This window comes from Actinocrispum wychmicini, assembly GCF_004345645.1.
In the GTDB taxonomy this organism is placed as follows: domain Bacteria; phylum Actinomycetota; class Actinomycetes; order Mycobacteriales; family Pseudonocardiaceae; genus Kibdelosporangium; species Kibdelosporangium wychmicini.
Map to the genome: position 1 here is coordinate 273549 of NZ_SLWS01000010.1, position 26046 is coordinate 299594.

9 protein-coding genes are annotated in these 26046 nt (G+C 69.0%); 7 read left to right on the forward strand and 2 right to left on the reverse strand.

Annotated features, from left to right (window positions below; translation table 11 throughout):
• Positions 1–442 precede the first annotated feature (442 nt).
• From EV192_RS38835 to EV192_RS38850, 4 genes are all read left to right on the forward strand, one after another.
• The gene (locus EV192_RS38835; RefSeq protein ID WP_132123628.1) at positions 443–646 is read left to right on the forward strand and encodes a hypothetical protein; all 204 of its coding nucleotides are present in this window, start codon (positions 443–445) and stop codon (positions 644–646) included.
• A 2-nt stretch (positions 647–648) separates the two neighbouring features.
• Positions 649–2967, forward strand: a complete 2319-nt coding sequence (locus EV192_RS38840) for a TOMM precursor leader peptide-binding protein (RefSeq protein WP_132123629.1) — start codon at positions 649–651, stop codon at positions 2965–2967.
• A gap of 62 nt (positions 2968–3029) precedes the next feature.
• The gene (locus tag EV192_RS38845) at positions 3030–4541 is read left to right on the forward strand and encodes a SagB family peptide dehydrogenase (protein ID WP_132123630.1); all 1512 of its coding nucleotides are present in this window, start codon (positions 3030–3032) and stop codon (positions 4539–4541) included.
• Between the two features lie 181 nt (positions 4542–4722).
• Positions 4723–5841, forward strand: coding sequence for a sensor histidine kinase (locus EV192_RS38850; protein WP_165960854.1), 1119 nt, complete (start codon positions 4723–4725; stop codon positions 5839–5841).
• Between the two features lie 750 nt (positions 5842–6591).
• On the opposite strand, the gene EV192_RS38855 is transcribed toward EV192_RS38850, so the two are convergent.
• Both EV192_RS38855 and EV192_RS38860 read right to left on the reverse strand, forming a co-directional pair.
• On the reverse strand, positions 6592–7197 hold the full coding sequence (locus tag EV192_RS38855; protein WP_132123632.1) for a response regulator transcription factor: 606 nt from the start codon (positions 7195–7197) through the stop codon (positions 6592–6594).
• A gap of 418 nt (positions 7198–7615) precedes the next feature.
• On the reverse strand, positions 7616–8116 hold the full coding sequence (locus EV192_RS38860) for a hypothetical protein (protein WP_132123633.1): 501 nt from the start codon (positions 8114–8116) through the stop codon (positions 7616–7618).
• A gap of 318 nt (positions 8117–8434) precedes the next feature.
• Between EV192_RS38860 and EV192_RS38865 the strand changes: the two genes are divergently transcribed.
• From EV192_RS38865 to EV192_RS38875, 3 genes are all read left to right on the forward strand, one after another.
• Positions 8435–11179, forward strand: coding sequence for an AAA family ATPase (locus tag EV192_RS38865; RefSeq protein ID WP_165960855.1), 2745 nt, complete (start codon positions 8435–8437; stop codon positions 11177–11179).
• A 198-nt stretch (positions 11180–11377) separates the two neighbouring features.
• Positions 11378–11677 (forward strand): PqqD family peptide modification chaperone, encoded by a 300-nt coding sequence (locus EV192_RS38870; protein ID WP_207926546.1) that lies wholly within the window; start codon positions 11378–11380, stop codon positions 11675–11677.
• Positions 11678–11818: 141 nt separating this feature from the next.
• A complete protein-coding gene (locus EV192_RS38875; RefSeq protein ID WP_132123635.1) occupies positions 11819–25588 on the forward strand; it encodes a type I polyketide synthase in 13770 nt (4589 codons plus the stop codon).
• The last annotated feature ends 458 nt before the right edge of the window (positions 25589–26046 follow it).

Sequence of the window (26046 nt, forward strand, 5' to 3'; positions counted from 1 at the left end):
TGGGTGGGTGCTTTCCGTTAATGGTGGTCACTCTTAGCCATGTTGTCTGGGTCTGCCTGGGGGAATGTGGGTGCCGTGCCGAAGTAATTGATCGAAGAATTGCATTGGTGAAGGGGTGAGAAAATGAACGGGCGGCCACTTGGTGGTTACTGCGGCGCGTTGTGTTCCGGTGATCGGTACATGAAATGGATCACGGTGGGGTGGTGGGCGGCGACGCTCCGCGATCATGGCCCTCTTGCTGGGGATCCTTGGCCACTGGCCGGTGGTCGTGACCCCGTTGACCGGCTATGACGATCTCCTATAACGGGTATGAAAAATTCCTGTACCGGACGGTGATGGAACGGCTCGCGCACTGATTAACGCGACACTGGCCGGGCTGGGCGGGTGTGTCGCATGCTTTTCTCGATCCAATCGAGCGGGGAAATCTAGGATAGGGGACATTGTGATCGCCACCCTGAACAACACCGTGACCGCCACTCTCACCGACACCCTCGGTTCGTTGTTCGCAGAGTTGGACCTGCAGTTGACCATCGACAGCGACCTGGTCATCAACGAACTTGACCAGTGGCGCAATCCCGAGGCGACAATGGCTGGCTCGTGCACTCAGACTTTCAACCTCGTCGTGGTTGCCGAGGAGATGAAGTAGCGATGACCACCTCGGGTGCGTCGTCCGGGCGTGTCGTCGGCTTCAAACGCCACCTGCGCGTTGAGGTCGTCAAGGGCGAGGCCGTGTACCTGTTCTCCGAGCGCGGGGTCACCGCGCTCCGGGGGACGGACGCGGAGACGCTCGCGCCGCTGCTGGACAGCACCCGCGACCTGGAGACCCTGCTTCGGGATGTCCCCACAGGCGTGGCGCCGGAGCAGGTCGGCAGGTTCATCGCCCGGCTGGACGAGGCCGGACTGCTCACCCTGGGACCGCCGCCGAGCTCCGGCGTGGCCGAGCGGGCCAGGGCTTACTGGGAGGCGGCCGGCACGGACGCCACTACGGCGGTCGCGAACACCACGGGCAAACGCGTCCAGGTGATCGTGACTGGAGATGTCGATCCGGTGCCCGCGCTCGCCGCCCTGCGCGAAGCGGGACTTTCCGTGCAGGTCGGTCCGCCGCCGAGGGATGAGGACCGCACGGGTGCCGGGTTCGCCCTGGCGACGGATGATCCAGCGGACCTTTCGGTCGTGCTGTGCGATGACTACCTGTCGCCGGATCTGGCCGACATCGACGCCGTGCACCGTGCCGCTCGCCGCCCCTGGCTGCTCGCCAAACTGATCGGCTCCCAGGTGTGGATCGGGCCGGTCTTCGACTCACCGGAACTGGGCTGCTGGCACTGCCTGGCGAACCGGTTGTGGGCCCACCGCGAGGCCGAGGCGCACGTACAGGCAAGGCTGGGCCGGGTCGGCCCCGCTGTGCGCCCGGTCGCTTCCCTGCCCGCGCTCGACGCGATGGCGACCCGCATGATGGCGTTGGAGGTCACCAAGTGGCTGGCCGGCTACCGGTACGCCGGCCAACGCTCGGTGATGACGTTCGACAGTCTCGACCTGAAGGCCCGGCACCACGAGTTCCGGCGCAGGCCACAGTGCGCGTTGTGCGGAGACCCGACGTACATGCGCGCGCAGGCCCGACTTCCGGTGACGCTGACCAGCCAGCCGAAGGCGGCCGACAACGCCGGCGGGCACCGAACGCTTCCGCCGCAGCAGGTCCTCGACCGCTACCAGCACCTGATCAGCCCGGTCACCGGGGTGATCAAGGAGATCACCCGCAACACCCGCGGGCCGGAGTTCTTCAACTCCTTCCGGGCCGGCCCGAACGTGGCCGTCGGCGGCCGCACCATGATCAACCTGACCGCCGCGCCGCGGGTGGAGAACGGCGGCAAGGGCGTGACTCCGTTGCACGGCAAGGTGAGCGCCATGTGCGAGGCGCTCGAACGACATTCCGGGTTCTTCCACGGCGACGAGGAACGCGTCCGGGGCAGCTACCGGTCGTTGGCGGACCAGGCCGTCCATCCGTCGACGTGCCAACTGTTCGACGAACGGCAGTACCCGAACCGGTCCGCGTGGAACGCGTCGCACTCGTCGTTCCAACACGTGCCGGACCCGTTCGACGACAACGCGGTGATGGACTGGACTCCGGTTTGGTCGTTGACGAACGAGCGGCACCGGCTGCTGCCCACCGCCATGTTGTACTACGGCGCGCCACCCGAGGGCGGTTCAGTTTCCTTGTACGCCGATTCCAACGGCAACGCCGCAGGCAGCAGCCTGGAAGACGCGGTGCTGCAGGGGTTGCTGGAGTTGGTCGAGCGTGACTCGGTGGCGATCTGGTGGTACAACCGGACAAAGCAGGCCGCCGTCGACTTGGACGCGTTCGCCGAGCCGTGGGTGGACGAACTCCGTGACGTCTACAAGGGACTGAACCGGGAGGTCTGGGTGCTGGACGTGACCGCCGACTCCGGGATCCCGACGATGGTCGCCCTGTCGCGGCGAACCGACGGCGACACAGAGGACATCATGTTCGGGTTCGGCGCGCACCTGGATCCCCGCGTGTGCCTGCGTCGCGCGCTGACCGAGATGAACCAGCTCATGCCCGTGGTCACCGACGGGGACTACGGTTGGATCGAGCCGGAACCGGTGAAGTGGTGGCAGAACGCCACCGTGGCCAACCAGCCCTACCTGGCGCCGGACCGGGACGTCCGGCCGCTGACACCGCAGGACTACGGCTATGTGTCCACTCCGGACCTGCTTGACGACGTCGAGTTCGTCCGCGGCCGGGTGGAGTCGCTGGGACTGGAGGTGCTCGTGCTGGACCAGACCAGGCCGGACATCGGCCTGCCGGTGGTGAAGGTGGTCGTGCCCGGGATGCGCAGCTTCTGGGCCCGCTACGCGCCCGGCCGGCTGTTCGACGTCCCTGTTCTGCTTGGTCGGCTCGCCGCGCCAACACGGTACGAGGAGCTCAACCCGACCCCGCTGTTCATCTGATCGTGGCCAGGGCAGATGGGTGGTTCCCACCAGGCGTCACCGTCAATCCGTGGAGACCGACTGTGCAGTTCAAGCCCCCCGCCGGTGAGCCGGAGCGGATCAGGCTGTGGTCGTTGCGTGAGGACGCTCTGGTGGAGAGCGGCACGGATGACCAACTGCTGGTTTTCACCAGATGGGGGGACATCGAGATCGACGACCCGAGCCCGGTCGTGCGGGAGTGGCTGTACCGGATGAGCCTCGGCCCGGTGTCCCTGGAGAACCTGCTGCCGCCGCGCGCGGGCGGCGGCAACCACGTCGACCAGGACCCGGAGTACCTGCGCGTGCGCAAGGTGCTGGAGAAGCTCGGGAGCTGCGTCGTGCACTCGCTCGGCCTGGCCGACATGGGCGGGCCGCTGCTGTCCGCGGTGCCGATCTCCCGCAAGGCGAACTTCGAGTTGCCCGTGGTCGACGTGCACCACCCGGTGCGGCTGTCGCGGTTCGCGGCGATGCGCGCGAGCGACGGCGAGGTGGTGCTCGAGTCGCCGCTGGCCCGCCACCGGGTGGTGTTCCACCGGTCGCTGGCCACCCGGGTGGTGGGGTCGCTGGGGAAGGCGACCACCATCGCGGACCTGGCGCCCGCGCTGGACATCGCCGAGTCGCTGGTGGTCGACATCGTCACGTACGTGGCCGCGGTCGGCATGGTGGTCTTCGCCGACGGGCCCGGGAATCCGCTCACGGCGCGGTTCGCCGAGGACACCGACCCGGCTTTGTTGGTGTGGTCGCACAATGACCTGCTGTTCCATTCCCGCAGCCGGTTGGGCCGGCACGACGACCCGCGGGGCGCGGTGTATCCGCACGGGGACAAGCTGCCGCCGCCGCCCGCGGTGAAACCCGTCCCGGACGGGCCCCGGTTCCCGCTGAAAAAGCCGCTCCTGTCGGAGGTGATCGCGGCTGATCCGCCGTTCACCGAAGTGGTGGAGAGCCGACGGTCCTACCGTAAGTTCGCGCGCCGTCCGCTGAGTGCCGGCCGGCTGGGCGAACTGTTGTTCCGGTCCGCCAGAATTCGTTCGGTACGGCCCGCGGACGGCGGCGGAGTCAGCTACGCGGTGAGCGACCGGCCATATCCCAGTAGCGCCAGCCTGCACGAACTCGAGCTGTACGTGACCCTTGACCGGTGCACCGACCTGCCCCGCGGGATCTACCACTACGACCCGCTGGGGCACGCCCTGACGCTCATCAATACTTCGGAGGACAAGGTCGGCGAGTTGTTGGACGATGCGAAGGTGGCCACGGGTTCGCTGCAACGGCCACCGGCGCTCATCACCGTGACCGCACGAATGGGACGGTTGTCTTGGATGTACAACGGCATCGCGTACGCCACCACGCTGCGGCATGTGGGCGTGTTGCAGCAGACGCTGTACCTTGTGGCGACGGCTATGGGGCTGGCGCCGTGCGCGCTTTCCGTCGGCGACATCGAGGTCTGCGACAGCGCCTTCCTGCTGGACTGGCCGGCGGAAGTGACCGTGGGCGGGTTCGTGGTCGGGCTTCGCCCCGAGGCCATACCCGAGCGTGACATGGCTAGGCAAGATCCGTGACTGCAGCTTGCTGCAACAACTACTTATACAGGTTGGCGTGTAGTCTTAGGCAGGCCGAGAGCGTGACGATGCTGGGGGGAGAATGAGCCCAGACTCGGACGGTAATGCGTTATCCGTCAACTCGACACTCGCCCCAAGAGTGGCCAGGTTAGTCGTTGTCACGGCCTTCAGCTGCATAGCCATGCTAGCGTTCTTCCGGGTGCTGCTGACAAAGCCGACGTTCCTCACCGGCGCGCTGTGCACCGTCTATATCGTCCTGCTGCTCTCGATTCAGATTCTCTGGATGTCCAAACGGGCGGCCGAACTGCCGGTCTGGGCCCGCTATTCGGCGCTGCTCGTCCAAGCCTGCCTGGTCTACCTGCCGCTGCTCCAGTTCAAGCAGTTGTGGGTCGGGCTGCCCGGATTCCTGGCTGGCAGCGCGCTCGTGGTGATGCCGGTGCCGTTCGGCTGGATCACCGCCGGCCTGGTCGTCGTCAGCATGGCGTTCACGCAGGCGGCGTACAGCGGCCAGCCGGAGGACGTCGTCTACATCACCCTGTCCACCACGTTGACCGGGTTGTTGGTGTACGGCCTGACCAGGCTCGCCACCCTGGTCACCGAGCTGCACAAGGCGCGCGAGGAACTGGCCAAGATGGCGGTGGCGCGGGAGCGGCTGCGGTTCGCCCGCGACCTGCACGACCTGCTCGGCTACAACCTCTCGGCCATCACGTTGAAGAGCGAGCTGACCCACCGCCTGGTGATCAAGCACCCGGCGCGGGCCCGCGAGGAGCTGGTGGAGATCCTGCAGATCTCTCGGCAGGCACTGGCCGACGTGCGTGCGGTGGCGAGCGGCTACCGCGAGATGTCGCTCGACGAGGAATGCCAGTCGGCCCGGTCGGTGCTCGCGGCCGCTGACGTGCAGGTCCAAATGGACGTGAACTACCGCGACCTGCCGGTGCGGGTGTCCACGGTGTTGGCCACCGTGCTGCGCGAGGGGATCACGAACCTGCTGCGGCACAGCAAGGCCGAATTCTGCGAGATCAGCGTCCGGCAGGCGGACGGCCGGGTGACCATCGAGATGGTCAACGACGGCGTTCGGGACATTCCGGTCGATTCCCGAAAGGACGAAGGTCCGGGCGGCAGCGGCATTCACAACCTGTCCGCGCGGGTGGCCGAACTGGGCGGCGAGCTGACCGCGGAACGCGAAGGCGACAAGAGATTCCGGCTGCACGCTGTGATTCCCCTGTTCGACCAGCAACACGACAGCGACCAGGACGACGGCGACGACGACCTGAAACCCCCACTGCGGGTGGTTTCCTAGCCGACGGCGATGGCCGCCGGGAGACTTGCGGGCTGGTCGGCGGGGACTGCGAAGGCGAACTGTGGGTTGATGCGTGAGGTATCGAAGACAGCTGTGGTCGGTGCGGAGGGTGGGTTTCGGGGCTGGGGCTAGGGCGGCGGTGGCGAGTTGTGGTCGATGCGTGCGCGGCATAGCGGCTGGCATCGAGGACAGCAATGGTGAGCTGTGGTTGAAGCGATGAGTTTCCGGCTGGTGTCGGAGACGGTGGCGGCGAGATGTGCTCGGCGCGATAGGCGGGACTTTCGCGGCTGGTGTCGACGACAGCAGCGCCGGGTTGTTCTCGGCGCGGAGGGTGAGTTCCCGGCTGGCGTCGGGGACAGCGGCAGCCGGTTGTGGTCGTGCGGTGGGTGGATTCCCGGCTGGCGTCGGAGACGGCGGCAGCCGGTTGTGGTCGTGCGGTGGGTGGATTCCGAGGTGGCGTCGGGGACAGCGGCAGCCGGTTCAGGTCGATGTGATGCGCGGCTGGCGTGGACGGCGGCGGGTTGTGATCAGCGCGGTGGGTTTTCGTGGCTGGCGTCGGGGACAGCGGCGGCCGGTTGTGGTCGATGCGATGCGCGGCTTTTCGCGGCTGTCATGGATCAGCGCGGTGGTGGCTTTGGGTTAAGGCGGTGGCGGCTTTGTTGGCGTTCCTGGTGGTTCGCTTCGCCGCCGCCCCCGCTGTTCTTTCGCTCCGTGCCACGGGTTCCCGCTGGCTGGTACCGAAGTCTTCGGTTACAGCCATCCCGCTTCGGTCGCGATCCGGATCGCGTCGACCCGGTTGCGGGCGTTGAGCTTGCCCGCGATCGTCGTCAGGTAGTTGCGGACCGTTCCCACTGACAGGTACAGCTTGGACGCGATCTCCGAGGCGTCCGCGCCGTGCGCCGCCAGCCGGAGCACTTCACTCTCCCGTGTGGTCAGCGGGCAGTCGGTGCTGTCCCACGCGGCGAGCGCGAGCTGGCTGTCCACCACCCGTCGGCCGGCCGCGACGCTGCGGATCGCGTCGGCCAGTTCGCTGGCCGGGGCGTCCTTCAGCATGAAGCCGCTGACGTGGGCGGACAGCGCGCGACGCAGGGTGCCCGGCCGGCCGAGGCCGGTCAGGATCAGTGTGCGCACCTCGGGCAGCGCCGCGCGGATCTCGCCGGCCGCGGTCAACCCGTCCTTGCCCGGCAGGTCGATGTCCAACAGGGCCACGTCCGGTCGCCACTTGGTCGCCGCCGGCAGGATCTCGTCCCCCGACGACATCTCCGCCACGACCTCGATGTCCGGCTCCACGTTGAGCAGCGCGACGAGGGCACCGCGGACCATGTGCATGTCTTCGGCAATAATCACCCTGATCATGGTTGCCCCTTTCCCCTCGGCGCGTGCCCTCGCCTGGGTCCGCGCCTTTCCCATTCCCGGCCGGCCACCTGGTAACAGGGCGGTGGCCTCCGGTCGGGCACATCTCGCCCGGCGTGGTGGGTGAGGACCACAGTAGGCGTCACCCGAGATCATAGGGGTTTCACCGAACATTTGGATCGGCTATTAGGGGAAAAGAATTCAGCTCCCAGTGATACTGACAGTCCTTGTCACCTGTCCGGTCCGCGACCCGGAACGCAACGTATTCGTTCGGTGACAAAGCGTAAAATCGGTAGCCGTGCGGCAATTGAAGATAATGAACGTACCGCAAACCGTGCATAACGCCGACGCATATCTGCTCGCCGGTGTTGGTATACCGCCATTGAGACCAATGTGGACGGCTGAAGGGCGTAGCGCCGGATCATCTCGTCCGGATCAGGTCCGGTATCCGCGGGGCCGGAATCCGGGGGATCCGGGCACAGGTGCGGCGGGTGGTGGCCAGCACGGCCGGCCATGGTGGCAGCAGGTGCAGCGGCCGCGGCCGTTCAATCCACGGCCACCCGTTTGTTTCGCCGATTTCACGTGGTATCACCACGAGTGTGCCGGCGGCCGGCAGATGCACTTCGACGCACCGAAGGTCCGCCACGTCCTTCGGTGCCGTACCTTTGGGGCCGGTCAGGAACATCCACCAGTCGCCGCCCGTGTCGGCCAGTACCGGCCCGGCGAGCAAACAGATCCGCAATTCGGTCAGTACCCGGCTCCCTAATGCTTCGGGCATCACCACGGCGTCCAGCCGCTGGCCGAGCGGGATGACCAGGCGTTCGGTGTTGACTTCAATGGTGACCGGCCAGCCGAAACGTTCCTCGTAGTAGGTGCGGGCGGCGGCCAGTTCGCGTAACAGATCGAGATCAGGCATCTTCATGCGCCTCCGCCTGCTGTATAGCGCAGTTTCCTCGCCGGTTGCCAGTCAATGGGTCACTGTTTCGATGTGAGTGGACCGCTGATTGGTTCGTGAAGAACACCTAGTGGCAGCGTCGATTGTTCATACCGGCGGATGAGAAGAGCACGTCAAGGTTGGTGAGCGCGGCACTGGAAAGGGGATCCGGCCCCGATGAACAATTTTCCAGGTACGGGTGCGTGCACCAGCGGTGGCGCGAGCGGGGAACAGTCCCCCTACCGGGTGGACAGGTCGGCGTCAGGTGCACGGTATCGGTGTCCTGAACGACGAAAGGCTGTGGGGATGATGACCCTGGTCGAGCGAAATGACGCGTGGAGCGCGTTGGACCGGTTGATGCGGGAGAGCGCCGCCGGGCACGGTCGGGTCGCGTTGGTCACCGGCGGTCTGGCGACCGGCAAGACCGAGCTGCTCAGGGTCTTCGCCGACCACGCCGCGGAGGCCGGCGCGCTGGTGTTGTCCGCCGCCGGGTCGCGGGCCGAGCAGTCGCTGCAGATGGGCGTGTTGGGCCAGATCCTGCACAGTTCCGCGTTCGCGGACGTTCCCGTGCCGCTGATGTCCACAGTGGACGAACTGCCGTGGGCGGAGATCGACCCCGACCCGGCCGTGGTCGGCCCGCTGGACGCGCCGATCGTCCGCGACATGTGCGCGGCCATCATGCATGTCGCGAAACAACGCCAGATCGTCATGGCCATCGACGACGTTCAGTTCGTCGACAGCGCGTCCCTGCGGGTGCTGCTTTACCTCAGGCGTCGGATGACGTCCGCGCCGGTGATGCTCGTGCTCGCCGGGTGGGAGCAGCGCCGTCGCTCGTGGCCTTCGTTCCGTGCCGAGATGACGCGTCAACCGCACGAACAGATCCGGCTCACCGCACTGTCAGTGCAAGGCGTCGAACAAATGGTGCTCGGCCGGGTGGACTCGCCGGCCGCCGCCCAACTCGCCGCGTTGTGCAACGAGCTCTCCGGCGGCAACCCGCTCCTGGTCGACGCGCTGGTCGACGACTTCCGCAGCACACCGGGCCAGGAACCCAAGCCGGGCATCGTGTACGCGCAGGCCGTGCTGACCTGCCTGCACCGGGGCGACCCGCAACTGCTCGACGTCGCCAGCGCGGTGGCCGTGCTGGGCGTGCTGGGCACGCCCGCGCTCGTGGCCAAACTCGTCGGGGAGTCGACCGACGAGATCGTTCCCGTGTTCGAGGTGCTCACCGCCGCCGGGGTGCTCGGTCCGCACGGCTTCCGGCACCCGACGGCCGCGCGGGTCGTGCTCGACAGTCTCCGCGCGGGTGAACGGTCGCGGATGCACCTGAGCGCCGCGAACATGTTGCACCAACTGGGCGCGGGCGCGTTGGACATCGCACGGCACCTGCTCGCCGCCGACGCCGCGTGCGGGCCGTGGGCGGTGGAGTTGCTGCGCGAGGCGTCCGAGCGGGCGCTCGCCGACGACGACGTCGAAGCCGCCGCGCACTGCCTGCGGCTGGCGTTGCGCGACTGCGCGTCCGATGAGGCCCGGTTCGCGATCACCAAGGCGCTGGCCCGGGTGGAGTGGCGGGTCAACCCGGCCGCGGCCGCGCTGCACCTGGGGCCGTTGCAGAAGGCGATGCACGAAGGCACGCTCACCAGCCGGGACGCGGCGACGCTCGCGCGGCACGCGTTATGGCAAGGGGACACCGAGACCGTGCTGGCCGCGCTGAGTCAGGCGTCGGATCCGCAGATCGCGGCCGAGCTCCGGCTGGTGTTCGAGTGGATGTACGGCTCGCAGCAGGCGTTGCCGGCGGGCGACCGCGCGGGCACCCCAGGCAACCCCTGGGTGCAGGTGGCGAGCAAGCTCAGCGGCCTGATGGTCAAGGGCCGGGCCGAGGAAGTGGCCGGCAGCGCCGAGCACATCCTGCAGAGCTGCCACCTCGGGGACACCACGCTGGAGGTCATCGTCTCCGCGCTGTTCGCCCTGGCGTACGCCGACAAGCCGGACAAGGCCGCGTTCTGGTGCGAGACCCTGGCCGACGAGGCCGAGCGGCGCAACGCCCCCACCTGGCAGGCGTTGCTCGGCGCGGTACGGGCGGACATCGCGTTGCGCCAAGGGGACCTGGCGTTCGCCCAGTCGCAGGCCGTCGCCGCGCTGGCGCTGCTGCCGGCCGAGGGCTGGGGTGTCCTGATCGGACTGCCCCGGGCCACGCTGCTGTCCGCGTACACCGGGATGGGCCAGCAGGACGCCGCGGCCGACGTGCTCAAGCAGTTCGTGCCGGACCAGATGTTCCGTACCGTGATCGGGCTGCGCTACCTGCACGCGCGCGGCCACTACTACCTGGGCACGGAACGCGCCCTGGCCGCGTTGGACGACTTCCAGACGTGCGACCGGCAGATGCGGGAGTGGAACATCGACGTGCCGGCCCTGGTGCCCGCGCTCACCGATCTCGCCCAGGCGTATCTGCAGTTGGACCAGCACAAGCTCGCGCGGGACCTGGTGACCCGGCAGCTCGAACGGTCCCGCACGACCAGCTCGCGGACCAGAGGGGTCTCGCTGCGCGTGCTCGCCGCCACCACCGAGCTGCGGCAACGCCCGCACCTGCTGATGGAGGCGATCGAGGACCTGCACAACTCCGGGGACCGGCTGGAGTTGGCCCGGGCGCTGATCGACCTGAGTGAGGCGCACCAGGAGCTGGGCGAGTTCAGCCGGGCCAGGATGCACGCGCGTCGGGCCGCGGCCGAGGCCAAGGCGTGCCACGCGGAACCGATGTCGAGGCTGCTGTCGCACAGCGGCTCCTTCGAGGTGAAGGAAACGAAGATGGATGCCGAGGGCGTGCCGCCGCTGAGCGGCGCCGAACGGCGGGTCGCGACCCTCGCGGCCCGCGGCTACAGCAACCGCGAGATCGGCCGGATGCTGTACATCACGGTGAGCACGGTGGAACAGCACCTGACCCGGGTCTACCGCAAGCTCAACGTCGGCAGCCGGGCGGACCTCCCTGTGGGCCTGCTGCTCAGCCGCGTTCCCGTCACCGGTGCGCAGCAGGACACGATGAGTTCGTTCGAATAGGGGCGTATTTCGAAAAGCAGGGGTCGAATAGGGTGGTATTCGACGCCGACCGGCGGTCCGCGTGGTGGACCGCCGGTTTTTCGCGCGCCCTCAGATTATACGACTGTCTGGATTTGTGTGGACGATTCCGGTAGAGTGGTGGTGATAATTCATGGGCATGTTGTGAAAGATCACTGTGAAAGATCGAGAGGGGGCACTGTGAAGGAGTTGTGTGGACGGCTCCAGCCGGAGCCCTGGATCGACGCGACGGTCCGGCCGGACGGCGTTCTTGAGCTCACCCCGCGGCACGGCGGTGTCAGTTTCCGCTGCGACCCGGCCGGCGCGGCCATGTGGATCGCCTTGTGCCAGCACGGTTGGCTGGTCGACGCGGCCGCGGACACGCTCGCCGCGGCGTGGCTGGCCGACCCGGAGAACATGCGGGCGGAACTGGACATCTGGGTGGGCGAACTGTGTGACGCCGGGCTGCTGAGACACGTTCCCCGACAACAGCACAAGTGAGGTGCTCAGGCGCGGCCCGTGATGTTTTCCGGGCCGTGTGTGAATACGCCCGGGTCCGGGTGGCTAGGGGTATTTCGGTGTATCGCGCGCGCAATACCGTGCCCGTGAGGTGGTACGTCCGTCAATACCGGGAGCGCGCACATGACTCAGCCCGGCGAAATCACGCTGCTGCTCGATGTGGTCAGGGCTGAGGCACTCGCGGTCCTGCGGGGGATCCACCCGGATCCGGTGTTCGACGTCAACCGTTCGTTCACCGACCTGGGCATGGACTCGCTCGCCCTGGTGGAGCTGCACGCCCGGCTGAACGCCGCGCTGGGGCTGAGCCTGCCGGTCACGATCGCCTTCGACTACCCGCGGGCCACGTCGTTGGCCGAGTACCTGCGTCGGGAGATGCTCGGCCTGACCGAGGACCGGCCATTGGCCATACCGTCCAGAATGGACATTCCGGTGGCCGTCGTCGGCATCGGATGTAGGTTCCCCGGTGGCATCTCGTCACCTGACGACCTGTGGCGGCTGGTCGCCGAGGGCGGCAGCGCGATCACGGACGTCCCGACCGATCGCGGCTGGGAAGCGACGGGCTTGGGTGGCTTCCTCAAGGACGCGACGCGGTTCGACGCCGAGTTCTTCGGTATCTCGCCGCGCGAGGCCACCGCGATGGAACCCCAGCAGCGACTGCTGTTGGAGACCGCGTGGGAGGCCCTGGAGCGGGCGGGTATCGATCCGATGTCGTTGCGCGGCAGCCGGACCGGGGTGTTCGTCGGCGCCGGCATGTCCGGCTACGCCGGTTCGGCCGGGCATCGGCTGACCGGCACCGCGCTGTCCATCGCGTCCGGCCGGGTCGCGTACTTCCTTGGCCTGCACGGGCCCGCGTTGACGCTCGACACGGCGTGTTCCGGCTCGCTGGTGGCGCTCCACCTCGCCGCCGAGTCGGTCCGGCAGGGGGAGTGCTCACTCGCGTTGGCGGGCGGCGTGACTGTGTTGGGCAGCCCCGAGTTATGGGACGAGTTCCGCCGGCAAGGTGGGCTGGCCGGGGACGGGAGGGTCAAGGCGTTCTCCGCTGGGGCGGACGGGACGAGCTTCGCCGAGGGTTCCGCGTTGCTGGTGGTCGAACGCCTGTCGGACGCGCGCCGCAACGGCCGCCCGGTGCTTGCCGTGGTGCGCGGCTCGGCCATCAACCAGGACGGCGCGTCCAACGGCCTCACCGCGCCGAGCGGGACCGCGCAGCGCCGGCTGATCCGCACCGCGCTGGCGGTCGCCGGGTTGACCCCTGAGGACGTGGCCGTGGTCGAAGCGCACGGCACCGGCACGGAACTGGGCGATCCTGTTGAGGCGCAGGCGATTCTGGCGACGTACGGCAAGGACCGGCCGACGCCGTTGTGGCTGGGGTCGGTCAAGTCCAACATCGGCCACACCCAGGCCGCGGCCGGCGCGGCCGGGGTGATCAAGATGATCATGGCGATGCGGCACGGCACTCTGCCCAGGACGATCAACGTGGACCAGCCGTCGCCACGGGTCGACTGGTCGGTGGGGAACGTGCGGCTGCTGACCGAACCGGTGCCGTGGGAGCGGGGTGACGAGCCGCGCCGGGCCGCGATCTCCGGGTTCGGCATCAGCGGGACGAACGCGCACGTGATCATCGAGGAGCCGCCGGACCAACCGCCGGCCGAGCCACCGGCGGAGGACGTCATCCCGGTCGTGGTCTCGGCGAAATCGGCCGTCGCGCTCGATGAGCAGATCGCCAACGTCAAGTCCATTGTGGACGTCAACCTGATGGACCTCGGGTACTCGCTGGCGGTCACCAGGGCGGCGTTGCCGGAGCGCGCGGTCGTCATCGCTGGGAGTCACAACGAGTTCATGCGTGCCGACATGATCCGTGGTCACGTCACCGAGGGCCGGTTCGGCCTGGCGTTCCCGGCCGAGCGGCCGTTCGCGATGGCCATGGACCTGTACAGCTCGTACCCGGTGTTCGCGCGTGCCTTCGACGATGCCGTCAACCACTTGCTGACCACAATGGACAGGTTGGACGACCGGGCCGAGACGTTCGCCGTGCAGGTCGCGATGTTCCGGCTGGTCGAGTCTTGGGGGATGCGGCCGGACTTCGTGACCGGTCAGGCCGTGGGGGAACTGGCCGCGATGCACGCGGCCGGCGTGCTGTCCCTTGAGGACGCCGCCTTGCTGGTGGGTGCGCGGGAGGACGTCATCCACCAGCTCACCCAGCTCGTCACGTTCGCGCCGCGGCGGATCCCGATGGTGCCCAACGGTTACCGGGACGGCGACACGTATCTGACGCTCGACCCGGATCTGGGACAGCGGATGTTGCTGACCCGGGTCGCCGAGGCGTACGTGCGCGGCGCCCGGCTGAACTGGGAGGCGTTCTACGCGGGCACCGGCGCCCGGCGCATCCCGTTGCCCACGTACCCGTTCCAGCGGAAGCGGTTCTGGGCGCACGAGCCGATGCTGTCCTCGGTGGTGCACCTCGCGTCCGGCGGGATCGTGCTGACCGGCCGGGTGTCCACGCTGTCCCACCCGTGGCTCGCCGACCATGTGATCGCCGGGCGGACACTCATGCCCGGTACGGCGTTCGTCGAGATGGCGCTGCGCGCGGGTACTGAGATGGGCTGCCCGCTGCTGGCCGAACTGACCATGGAGACTCCGCTCGTCCTCGGCGAATCGCCGGTCGCGCTGCAGGTGGTGGCGCGGGACATGTCCCTGGAGATCTACTCGAAGGCAGACGACGTGTGGGTCCGGCACGCTACTGGCCGGTTCGAGACCCGTCGCGGTATGCCGGCGACCATCCCGGAGTGGCCGCCGAAGGACGCCCAGGCGGTCGACGTCGCCGAGATCTACGCGGCGAGCGAACACGGGCCGGCGTTCCGCGGATTGCGCGCGGCCTGGCGGCGTGGTGCCGAGATCTTCGCTGAGGTGGACGTCCGCGACCCGGACAGGTTCGCCGCGTTGCTGGACGCGGCCATGCACGCCGCCGGCCACACGGGAGTCCCGTTCATCTGGGAGCGGGTTGCCGTGCACACCAACGGTTTCACGTCCGCCAGGGTCCATATTGTCGAAGACGGCGATCGGCTGTCAATGTCGCTGACCGACATGATGGGCGTTCCGGTCGCTTCCGTCGGCGCGGTGACACTGCGGGACCAGGTCCGGACGGACCCGCCGTTGCGTCGCGAGTGGCTGCCGCTGGTGAACCACCTCGAAGCCCTGGACCCGGCCGGGGTCGGCACGTACATCGTGCCCGTACTGTCCGAAGAGGACACCCCGGGTGCGGCGCATGCGGTCACCGCCGAGGTGCTCGGGCTGATCCAGGCGTGGCTGGCCGAGGACAGTGGCCAGCTGGTCGTGGTGACCCAACGGGCCGTCGCCGTCCGCCAGGGCGAGGACGTGGACATGTCGCAGGCGCCGGTCTCCGGCCTGGTGCGGGCCGCGCAGGCGGCGAACCCGGGCCGGTTCGTGCTGGTGGACGTGGACGAACTGTCCGAGACGGTCGCGTTGGCCGTCGCCGCCGGCGAGCCCGAGCTGGCCATCCGCGAGCGGCGGATTCTCGTCCCCACGCTCGTTCCGGCGACGGAGACCCGCGCGAGTTCGCCGTGGCGGCCCGACAGTCGGGTCCTCATCACCGGCGGCACGGGTGCGCTCGGCGCGCACCTCGCCAGGCACCTGGTCCGTGCGCACGGCGTCGAGCACCTTGTGCTGGTGAGCCGCCGGGGGATGGACGCGCCCGGCGCCGCTGAGCTGGTGGCCGAGCTGGGTGTCGACGTGGCCGTCGTGGCGTGTGACGTGTCCGACCGGTACGCCGTGGCCGCGCTGCTGGCTGAGCATCCGGTGACCGCCGTTGTGCACGCGGCCGGGGTGGTGGCCGACGGGTCGATCGGGACGTTGACGTCCCGGCAGGTGGATACGGTCATGCGGCCGAAGGTGGACGCGGCCTGGCACCTGCATTCGCTGGTCGGCGAAGTGTCCGCGTTCGTGCTGTACTCCTCGCTGGCGTCCATTGTGGATGAAGCCGGCAACGCCTTCCTGGCCGCGCTGGCCGCGCACCGGCAGGCCCAGGGAATGGCGGGCATTTCGCTGGCGTGGGGGCCGTGGGTCGGCGCGGGCGGGATGAGCGACACCCGGGCGCGGCGGCTGGGTGTGGAGCCGATGTCGGTGGCGGACAGCCTCGCGATGATGGACCGCGCGTTGCTGTGTGACGACGCGATGGTCGTGGCCGCTCGGTTCCGGCGCGCGGTCGACCACCCCACCCCCACGGACCAAGCGGTATCGCCCGAGGTGGTCGTGCCGCCGGTCGCCGACGAACCGATCGCGATCGTCGGCATGGCGTGCCGGTATCCGGGGGACATCCGGTCGCCGGAGGACCTCTGGCAGATGGTGGCCGCGGGCGAGGACGTGATCGCCGACTACCCGACGGACCGGGGCTGGACCAGCACGGGTCGCGGCGGGTTCCTGTCCGACGCGGCCATGTTCGACGCGGACTTCTTCGGCATCTCGCCGCGTGCGGCGACGGCCATGGATCCGCAGCAGAGGCTGTTGCTGGAGATCGCGTGGGAGACGTTCGAACGCGCCGGCATCGACCCGCAGTCCATGCGCGGCAGCGACACCGGTGTCTTCGCGGGTGTGATGTACCACGACTACGGCGACGGCAACGCGGGTGGCATGGTGTCCGGCCGGGTCGCGTACACCCTGGGTCTCGAAGGTCCGGCAGTCACGGTCGACACTGCGTGTTCGTCCTCGCTCGTGGCCATGCACTGGGCTATGCAGGCGTTGCGTCGCGGGGAATGCGGCCTCGCGTTGGCCGGTGGTGTCACGGTGATGTCCACATCGGACAAGATTGATGAGATGGGCGCGGACGGCACGGGCTGGGGCGAAGGCGTCGGCCTGGTGCTGCTGGAGCGACTGCCGGACGCTCAGCGCAACGGCCGCAAGATCCTTGCCGTCGTCCGGGGTTCGGCGGTCAACTCGGACGGCGCCTCCAACGGCGTCGCCGCGCCCAGCGGGCCGGCCCAACAGCGGGTGATCCGGCAGGCGCTGGCGTCCGCGGGTCTCACCCCGTCCGATGTGGACGCCGTGGAGGGACACGGCATCGGCACCGCGCTCGGTGACCCGATCGAGGCCCAGGCGTTGATGGCCGTGTACGGGTACCGGGACGAGCCGTTGTGGCTGGGGTCGGTCAAGTCGAACATGGGCCACACCCAGGCTGCGGCCGGGATCGCCGGCGTGATCAAGATGGTGATGGCCATGCGGCACGGCACGTTGCCGAGAACGCTGCACGCCGAGCGGCCGTCCATGCGGGTCGACTGGACCGCGGGCGACGTCCGGCTGCTGGCGGACGGCATCGAATGGCCCGTTCACGACCGGCCGCGCCGGGCCGGGATCTCGTCGTTCGGCAACAGCGGGACCAACGCGCACGTGATCATCGAGCAGGCGCCTGCGATGAGGGCGAAGCCCGGCTACGGACCGGCCGTCATGCCGTGGATCCTCTCGGCGACGTCCCCGGCGGCACTGCTCGACCAGGCGGACCGGCTGAGGTCCTGTTTGGACGGTGTCAGGGACGACGACTTCGCGCGCGTGGGCCGGTCGCTGGCGACCACCAGGGCCGCGTTCGAGCACCGGGCCGTGGTGATCGGCTCGACCCGGGACGAGTTCGCCGAGGGACTGGAAACCCTGCGGCCGGCGCAGGTCGTCGGCGGCCGGACCGCGTTCGTGTTCGCCGGGCAGGGCGCGCAACGACTGGGGATGGGGCGGGAGCTGTACGGGACGTTCCCGGCTTTCGCCCAAGCCTTTGACGCCGTGGTGGCGGAGTTGGATGACCTGTCACTGCGGGAGGTGATGTGGGGCGAGGACCGGGGATTGGTCCATCAGACAGTGTTCGCCCAGGCCGCGTTGTTCGCGGTCGAGGTGGCACTGGCCCGGCTGGCGGAGTCGTGGGGTGTTCGACCCGACTTCGTCGCCGGGCACTCGGTCGGCGAGATCGCCGCCGCCCACATCGCCGGCATCTTCTCCTTGCCGGACGCGGCCAAGCTGGTGTCCGCGCGCGGCCGGCTCATGCAGGCGTTGCCGGCCGGCGGCGCGATGATCGCACTGCAGGCGGCCGAGGTCGAGGTCACGCCGCTGCTGACCGGCGACGTGAGTCTCGCGGCGGTGAACGGCCCGATGTCGGTGGTGATCTCCGGCGCCGAGGCCGCGGTCACCAGGATCGCCCAACGGTTCTCGACGCAGGGCAGGCGGACGACCCGGCTGGAGGTGTCGCACGCGTTCCACTCGGCGCTGATGGAACCGATGCTCGACGAGTTCCGCGCGGTAGTGGCCGCATTGACGTTCCTGCCACCGAGGATCGCGGTCGTCGCCGAGGAGATGCGGACGGCCGGCTACTGGGTGCGGCAGGTCCGGGACACGGTCCGGTTCGCCGACATGGTCCGGTACATGGAAGACCGGGGTGTCCGGACGTTCCTGGAGGTCGGCCCGGATGCCGTGATGGACGGGTTCATCCCGCTCATGCGGCGCGACCGTGACGAGGAACGTCAGGTCGTCGAGGCGCTCGCGCTCGCCTACAGTCGAGGGACGAGCGTCGACTGGGGTGTGTTCTACGGCGACGGCGACATGATCGACCTGCCCACGTACGCCTTCCAGCACAAGCACTACTGGCAGAGCCCGGCTCGGCGCGACGTCGGCGCGGCCGGTCTGGACCCGGTGGCGCACCCGATGCTCAGCGCCGCGACGGTGTCCGCCGAGTCGGGCGGGGTCGTGCTGTCCGGTCGGCTGTCCGTGGACGCGCAGCCGTGGCTCGCCGACCACCGCGTGTTGGGGACGACCATCCTGCCCGGTACGGCGTTCCTGGAGTTGGCTATCCGGGCCGGCGACCAGGTCGGGTGCGACCTGGTGGCGGAGCTGACCCTCGAAGCGCCGTTGGCGCTGACCCGGGACGTGGCGATCCAGGTCGTGGTGGGCGCGGACGAGTCCGGCCGCCGGTCGGTCCGGATCTTCTCCCGCCGCGACGACGGGCCGTGGACGCGGCACGCCACCGGATACCTGACCACCGGTGGCCCGGAGCTCATGGTCGAGTTGGCCGAATGGCCGCCGCCGGGGGCGATCCCGGTGCCGCTGGACGGCGCCTACGAACGGCTACGCGACCGTGGCTACGAGTACGGCCCGGCGTTCCAGGGGATGCGGATGGCCTGGCGTCGCGGCGACGAACTGTTCGCCGAGGTGGACATCGACGCGGATATCGCTCACTACGGCGTGCATCCCGCGCTGCTCAACGCCGCGATGCACGTGGACATGCTCGTCGACGAAGGCACAGAGACACTGTTGCCGTTCGCATGGATTGGGGTGTCGTTGCAGGCGTCCGGCGCGACCGCGCTGCGCGTGTGGATCCGGCGGATCCGGGGGGCTGAGGAGTCGGAGATGATGGTCACGGACGAGAACGGCCAACCGGTGATGTCGGTGGCCGCCCTGAACTCCCGAGCGGTTTCGAGTGAACAACTGGGTGCCGCTCGGGGTGCCATGAACGAGTCGATGTACCGGATCGACTGGGTGCCGGCGCCCGGTCCGCGTCTCCTCGCCGGGCACGTGGTCCTCGATACCCCGATGGTCGAGGACCTCGTGGCCCGGCAGGAGATCCCGGCCGTGGTGATCGCGCAGTGCCCGGTGCTGTCCGGGGATGTCCCGTACACCGCTCGGGCGCTCGCCAACGAGGTGCTCGAACTGCTGCGGACGTGGCTGGCCGACGAGCGGTTCGAGATGTCGAAGCTGGTCGTGGTGACCACGGACGACCTCGGGCACGCACCCGTCGTCGGCCTGGTCCGGGCGGCCCAGGCCGAGCACCCCGGCCGGATCGGCCTGGTCGACTGGGACGGCATGGACGACGATGCCCTGCTCGCCGCGGCGGCGTCCGGCGAACCCGAACTAGCCGTGCGCGGAACGGAACTGCGGGCGCCGAGGCTGGTCAACGTGCTGGTGCCGGACATGCCGGCGCCGTGGGATCCGGACGGCACGGTGTTGATCACCGGCGGCGGCTTCGGCGCGGCGGTCGCCCGGGATCTGCGCGAGCGCGGTATCCGGAACATGCTGCTGGTGAACCGGAGTGGAACGTCCGAAATGGACATTCCGGCTGTCGCTTGCGACGTCACGGACCGGGAGGCGCTGGCTTCGGTCATCGCCTCGATCCCGGCGGACCGGCCGCTGCGCGCGGTCATCCACGCGGCCGCGGTCACCGATCCCGGTGTGATCGAGTCCATGACGCCATCGCGAATGGAGTCGGTGCTGCGGCCCAAGATCGATGGCGCCTGGCACCTGCACGAACTGACCAAGGACATGGATCTGACCGCGTTCGTGCTCATGTCGTCCGCAGGCGGGCTCGTGATGCCCGAGGGGCAGGGCAACTACGCGGCGGCCAACGTGTTCCTGGACGCGCTCGCCACGAACCGGCGTTCGATGGGCCTGCCGGCGGTGTCGCTGGCGTTCGGCAAGGTGGACGGGGTGGGCCGGCCGGGCCTGCCGGCGATGTCCTTGCCCGACGGGATCGAGTTCTTCCATCAGGGCGTGTGCGTCGACTCGCCGGTCGTGGTGCCGCTCCTGGTGGACCGGACGGCCATGCGCGGCGAGGTCCCGGCGATGTTGCGTGGCGCGCCAGGGCGACGGGTCGTCCAGGAGGACTTCACCCGCAAGCTCGTGTCGGCGTCGAACGGCGAGCGCGACCGCATGCTCATGGACCTCGTGCGCAAGCACGCCGCCGCGGTGTTAGGCCACGACTCCATTCCCGCTGACACCGCGTTCCACGATCTCGGCCTGGACTCTCTAACAGCGTTAGAGATGCGGAACAGCCTGAGCGCCGCGACCGGCCTGCGGCTGCCGGCGACGCTGGTGTTCGACCACCGGAACGCGCACGCGTTGGCCGAGTACCTGAAGAACGAGCTCACCGGCGGCTCTCCCGTGGCCGCCGGTGTCCACCCCGTGCCGAGCACCCCGGACGAGCCGATCGCGATCGTCGGCATGAGCTGCCGGTACCCCGGCGGCGTGCGGTCGCCCGAAGACCTCTGGCACCTGGTCGCCGAAGGCGTCGACGCGATCGCCTCGTTCCCCACCGACCGTGGCTGGACCGCGTCCGGGTTGGGTGGCTTCCTGTACGACGCGGCCGAGTTCGACTCCGCGTTCTTCGGGATCCCGTCGCGCGAGGCGATGGCGATGGACCCGCAGCAGCGGCTGTTGCTGGAGGTCACGTGGGAGACGTTCGAACGCGCCGGGATCGACCCGAAATCCATGCGCGGCAGCCAGACCGGTGTGTACGCGGGTGTGATGTACCACGACTACGGCGACGGCAACGCGGGAAGCGTCGCGTCGGGACGGGTCGCGTACACGTTCGGCCTGGAAGGGCCGGCGGTCACTGTGGACACCGCGTGCTCGTCGTCGTTGGTCGCGCTGCACATGGCCTGCCAGGCGTTGCGGTCCGGCGAGGTGACCATGGCGTTGGCCGGCGGGGTGACCGTGATGCCGACCCCGGAGATCTTCGCCGAGGTCAGCAAGCAGTTGGCGGTGGCGTCCGACGGCCGGTGCAAGCCGTTCTCGGCCGCGGCGGACGGCACGTCGTGGGCCGAGGGAATCGGCTTGCTGCTGGTGGAACGACTCGCTGATGCCCGCCGCAACGGCCATCCCGTGCTGGCTGTCATTCGCGGGTCGGCGGTCAACCAGGACGGCGCGTCCAACGGGATGACCGCGCCGAACGGGCCCGCGCAGCAGCGGGTGATCACGCGCGCGCTGGCCGCTGCCGGGCTGCGTCCGTCCGATGTGGACATGGTGGAGGCGCACGGCACCGGCACGAGACTCGGCGACCCGATCGAGGCGCAGGCGTTGATGACGGCGTACGGGCATCGCGACGAGCCGTTGTGGCTGGGGTCGGTCAAGTCCAACATCGGGCACACCCAGGCCGCGGCCGGGGTCGCCGGCGTGATCAAGATGGTGATGGCCATGCGGCACGGCCAGATGCCGCGAACGCTGCACGTGGACGCGCCGTCGCCGCACGTCGACTGGTCCGCCGGGTCCGTACGGTTGCTGACCGAGGACCGGGCGTGGTCGGGCGACCGGGTCCGGCGCGCCGGGGTGTCGTCGTTCGGCATCAGCGGGACCAACGCGCACGTGATCCTCGAACAGGCGCCCGTGGAGTCCATAGTGGAGGTTCCGGACATCCAGGTTCCGGTGCCGCTGTTGATCTCGGCCGCCGACTCGGCGTCGCTGAGCGCGCAGGCGTCGATCCTGTGGGCGTACCTGGACGCCGATCCGGACATCCGGATGCTCGACCTGGCGTACTCCCTCGCCACCTCTCGGGCCGCGCTGGAGCACCGGGCCGTCATCCCGGCCAAGGACCGATACGGGGCCATGCGCGGGCTCGTCGCGTTGTCCGAGGACCGGGCTACCAACGGTGTCGTCCAAGGCAACGCCAACTCCGACGGGCTGACGGCGTTCCTGTTCACCGGCCAGGGCGCCCAGCGGACCGGCATGGGCCACGAGCTGTACGAGACGTTCCCCGCGTTCGCGGAAGCGTTCGACGCGGTCGCGACGGAGTTGGACAAGCACTTGGACCTGCCGCTGCGCGAGGTCATGTGGGGCGAGTCGGACAACATGCTGAACCAGGCCGTGTTCACCCAGGCCGGGGTGTTCGCCCTGGAGGTCGCGCTGTACCGGCTGGTCGAGTCGTGGGGTGTCCGGCCCGACTTCCTCGCCGGGCACTCCATCGGCGAGTTGTCGGCCGCGTACGTCGCCGGCGTCTGGTCGCTGGCGGACGCGGCGAAACTGGTGGCCGCGCGCGGGCGGCTCATGCAGGCCCTGTCGCAAGGCGGAGCCATGGTCGCGTTGCAGGCCACTGAGGCGGAGGTCCGGCCATGGCTGTCCGACCGGGTCGCCATCGCCGCGGTGAACGGGCCGCACTCGGTGGTGGTGTCGGGCGACGAGGAGTCGGTCGTGCTCCTGGCGCAGCAGTTCGCCGACCAGGACCGGCGGGCGACCCGGCTGCGCGTGTCGCACGCGTTCCACTCGCCGTTGATGGACCCGATGCTCTCGCAGTTCCTCGCGGTCGCCACATCCGTGACGTACCACTCGCCCCGGATCCCGGTCGTGTCCAATGTGACCGGTCGGATCGCCATCGACCTCACCGCACCGGAGTACTGGGTCAGGCACGTGCGGGAGACGGTTCGCTTCGCCGACGGCATCGAGTGCCTTTCGGCAGCGGGTGTCACGACCTTCGTCGAGCTGGGACCGGACGGCGTGCTGTCCGGCATGACGGACGTCGACATGGTGCCGATCCTTCGCCGGGGCCGTGAGGAGGTCGCGACCCTCGTCAACGCCTTGGCGCGGATGCAGGTGTCCGGCATGGCGGTCGACTGGGACGCCTACTTCGCCGGAACCGGGGCGCGGCGGGTCGACCTGCCGACGTACGCGTTCCAGCGGACCCGGTACTGGCTCGACAGCCAGGAACCTGTCGGTGACGCGGTCGCCGCGCGGCACCCGTTGCTGTCCGCGATCGTGCCGTCGGCGTCGGCCGGGGCGCCGATGCTGACCGGGCGGCTGTCGCTGGACACCCACCCGTGGCTGGCCGACCACCGGATCCTGGGTGTCGTCACGCTTCCCGGCGCCGCGTACGTGGAGATGGCGTTGCGCGCCGGCCAGGAGATCGGCTGTGACGTCCTGGAGGAGCTCGTCCAGGAAGTGCCGATGGAGATCCCGGACGACGGCGACGTGTCCGTTCAGGTCGTGCTCGACGCGGAAGGCGGCGTGTCGATCTACTCGCGGATGGACGACCTGCCATGGGTCCGCAACGCGCACGGCGTGTTGTCCGCGCAGCAGACCACGCCGACGTTCACGCTGCGGGCCTGGCCGCCGGCCGGGGCCAAGAGCGTGGACGTGTCCGGGCTGTACGAGGACTTGGCCGCTCTCGGATACGGGTACGGGCCGATGTTCCAAGGCGTCCGGGCGGCGTGGCGGCGCGGTGACGACGTGTTCGCCGAGATCCGGCTGCCGGTCGTGGACGAGTCGTTCAGCATCCACCCGGCGTTGCTGGACGCGGCCCTGCACGCCGAACGCGTCCTGGACGACGGCCCGAGGACGACCCTGCTGCCGTTCTCGTGGACACGGGTGTCGCTGCATGCCGCAGGGGCTTCGACTTTGCGAGTTCGGGTGTCGAAGCCCGCGCCGGCCTCGGTGTCGTTGGCCATCGCGGACGACACCGGGCAGCCGGTCGCGTCCGTGGAGTCGTTGAGCCTGCGGGAGATCTCGCCGGGACGGTACGGGCAGGAGGACTCGCTGTACCGGATCGCGTGGAATCCCATCGCACCTGGTGGGTCTTCGGGCATCCCGACCTACCTGGTTTCGTCCTCAGTGGACGGTGACGTGCTCGAAGGTGTCCACGAGGCCGTCGGTGACGTGCTGCGGGTGGTCCAGGAATGGCTCGCGTCCTCGTCCTCAGGTCCGCTGGCGATCGTCACGGCCGCCGGTGACCTGCGCCAGACCCCGGTGTGGGGTGTGGTCCGGGCGGCCGAGGCCGAGCATCCGGGGCGGTTCATCCTGGTGGAGACGGACGGCTCGATGGACGTGGCGGCGGCAGTCGCCTCAGGCGAGCCGGAGATCGCCATTCGTTCCGGAGTCGTCTCCGTGCCACGGTTGGTGCGGGCGACGGTCGGCGACGAGGCTCCGCCCTGGCGGACCGACGGGACCGTGTTGATCACCGGCGGGACCGGGTTGTTGGGGTCGTTGACCGCGTTGCACCTGATGGCCGAGCACGGCGTCCGGCACCTGGTGTTGGCCAGCCGGCGGGGGATCGACACGCCGGGCGCGGCCGAACTGCGGGACGGCCTGGTCGCGATGGGCGCGTCCGTGTGGATGCCCGCCGTCGACATGTCGGACCGGTGCGCGGTGGCCGAGATGCTCGCCGAGGTCCCGGCGGCGCACCCGTTGACCGGGATCGTGCACGCGGCCGGCGTCATGGAGAACGGCCTGGTGTCGTCGATGACACCCGATCAGATGGACCGGGTGCTGGCGGCGAAGGCGGACGCGGCCTGGCACCTGCACGAACTGACCGAGCACCTGGACCTGTCCGCGTTCGTGATGTACTCGTCCGCCGGCGGCATGGTGTTGGCTGCGGGACAGGCGAACTACGCGGCGGCCAACGTGTTCCTCGACGCCCTCGCGGCGCACCGCCGGGGCATGGGGCTGCCGGGGACTTCGTTGGCGTGGGGCCCGTGGGAGGGCCTGACGAGCCGGCCGGGGCCGGTCGACATCCGGCGGCTGGACCGGTCCGGGATGCCCATCTTGTCCTTTGAGGACGGTTTGGCCCTGCTGGACCTGGCGGTGCGGACCGATGAGGCCGTGCTGGTGCCGGTGAACCTGAACCTGTCGGTGTGGCGGTCGCGGCAGGACGCGGTTCCGGCGCTGTTGCGGGGCCTCGTTGGTCGGCCGGTGGTTTCGCGGGCCTCGGGTGTCGGGACGGTCGCCCTGGTGTGCGAGCAGGTCGCCGCCGTTGTGGGGTACTCGGTCGATCCGGCGCTTGGTTTCGTCGAGATGGGGATGGACTCGTTGGGCGCCATCGAGGTACGGAACCGGTTGCAGGCGATCACCGGGTTGCGGTTGCCGGCGACGGTTGTCTTCGACTGTCCTAACGCGATTGCTCTCGGGGAGTTCCTTGACCGGGCGATGGCTCCCGTTGAGTCCGGGGATGACGAGATTCGGGAACGGCTCGCTTCCATCTCGTTGGATCGGATGCGGGAGGCCGGGGTGTTGGAGATGCTGCTGGAGATGGCCGATCTCACCGCTCCGGCTGAGCCCGTCGCCGCTCGACTGGCCGCTATCGAGGACATGGATCTGGACGATTTGGTTCGGGCTGTGCTGGAGTCTGAGCCGGAGGAGGAAGGCGATTTGTGAGTCGGGTTGCTTCCGGTTCGATTTGACATGGGGACCCCTTGCGGCGGCTGCAAGCCGACTACGCCGGCAGGCCAAGGGTTCTTGGGTTCATCTCCACAGGTTCTTCGTTGGGGCGTCTTTGGGCCTGCCGCCGCAGCCAGCTTAAAGCCGCCGCACCCCATGTCAAATCGAACCTCCAGGGGGGATCGTGACCCGTTCACCGGTCGAGCGGCGGGGGGAGGATGGCGTGGACCTTCCTATGGTGCCGTTGGTCATTTCGGCGAAGACGCAGGCCGCTGTGGCCGGGCAAGCCACTCGGTTGCTGTCCTGTTTGGGTGAGACCAAGGAGGACTTGGGGTACTCGTTGGCGTGTCGGACCTCCTTCGACCACCGGGCTGTGGTGTTCGGGGCCGGGATGGTGGACCTCGAACACGGGCTCACCGAGTTGGGGCGGGGCGAGAACGCGCCCGGGTTGGTAC

Bases quoted from the DNA above. Each gene is read 5' to 3' on its own strand.
- EV192_RS38855 (WP_132123632.1), bottom strand. From the start codon at position 7,197: ATGATCAGGGTGATTATTGCCGAAGACATGCACATGGTCCGCGGTGCC.
- EV192_RS38840 (WP_132123629.1), top strand. From the start codon at position 649: ATGACCACCTCGGGTGCGTCGTCCGGGCGTGTCGTCGGCTTCAAACGC.
- EV192_RS38860 (WP_132123633.1), bottom strand. From the start codon at position 8,116: ATGAAGATGCCTGATCTCGATCTGTTACGCGAACTGGCCGCCGCCCGC.
- EV192_RS38875 (WP_132123635.1), top strand. From the start codon at position 11,819: ATGACTCAGCCCGGCGAAATCACGCTGCTGCTCGATGTGGTCAGGGCT.
- EV192_RS38850 (WP_165960854.1), top strand. From the start codon at position 4,723: ATGCTAGCGTTCTTCCGGGTGCTGCTGACAAAGCCGACGTTCCTCACC.
- EV192_RS38865 (WP_165960855.1), top strand. From the start codon at position 8,435: ATGATGACCCTGGTCGAGCGAAATGACGCGTGGAGCGCGTTGGACCGG.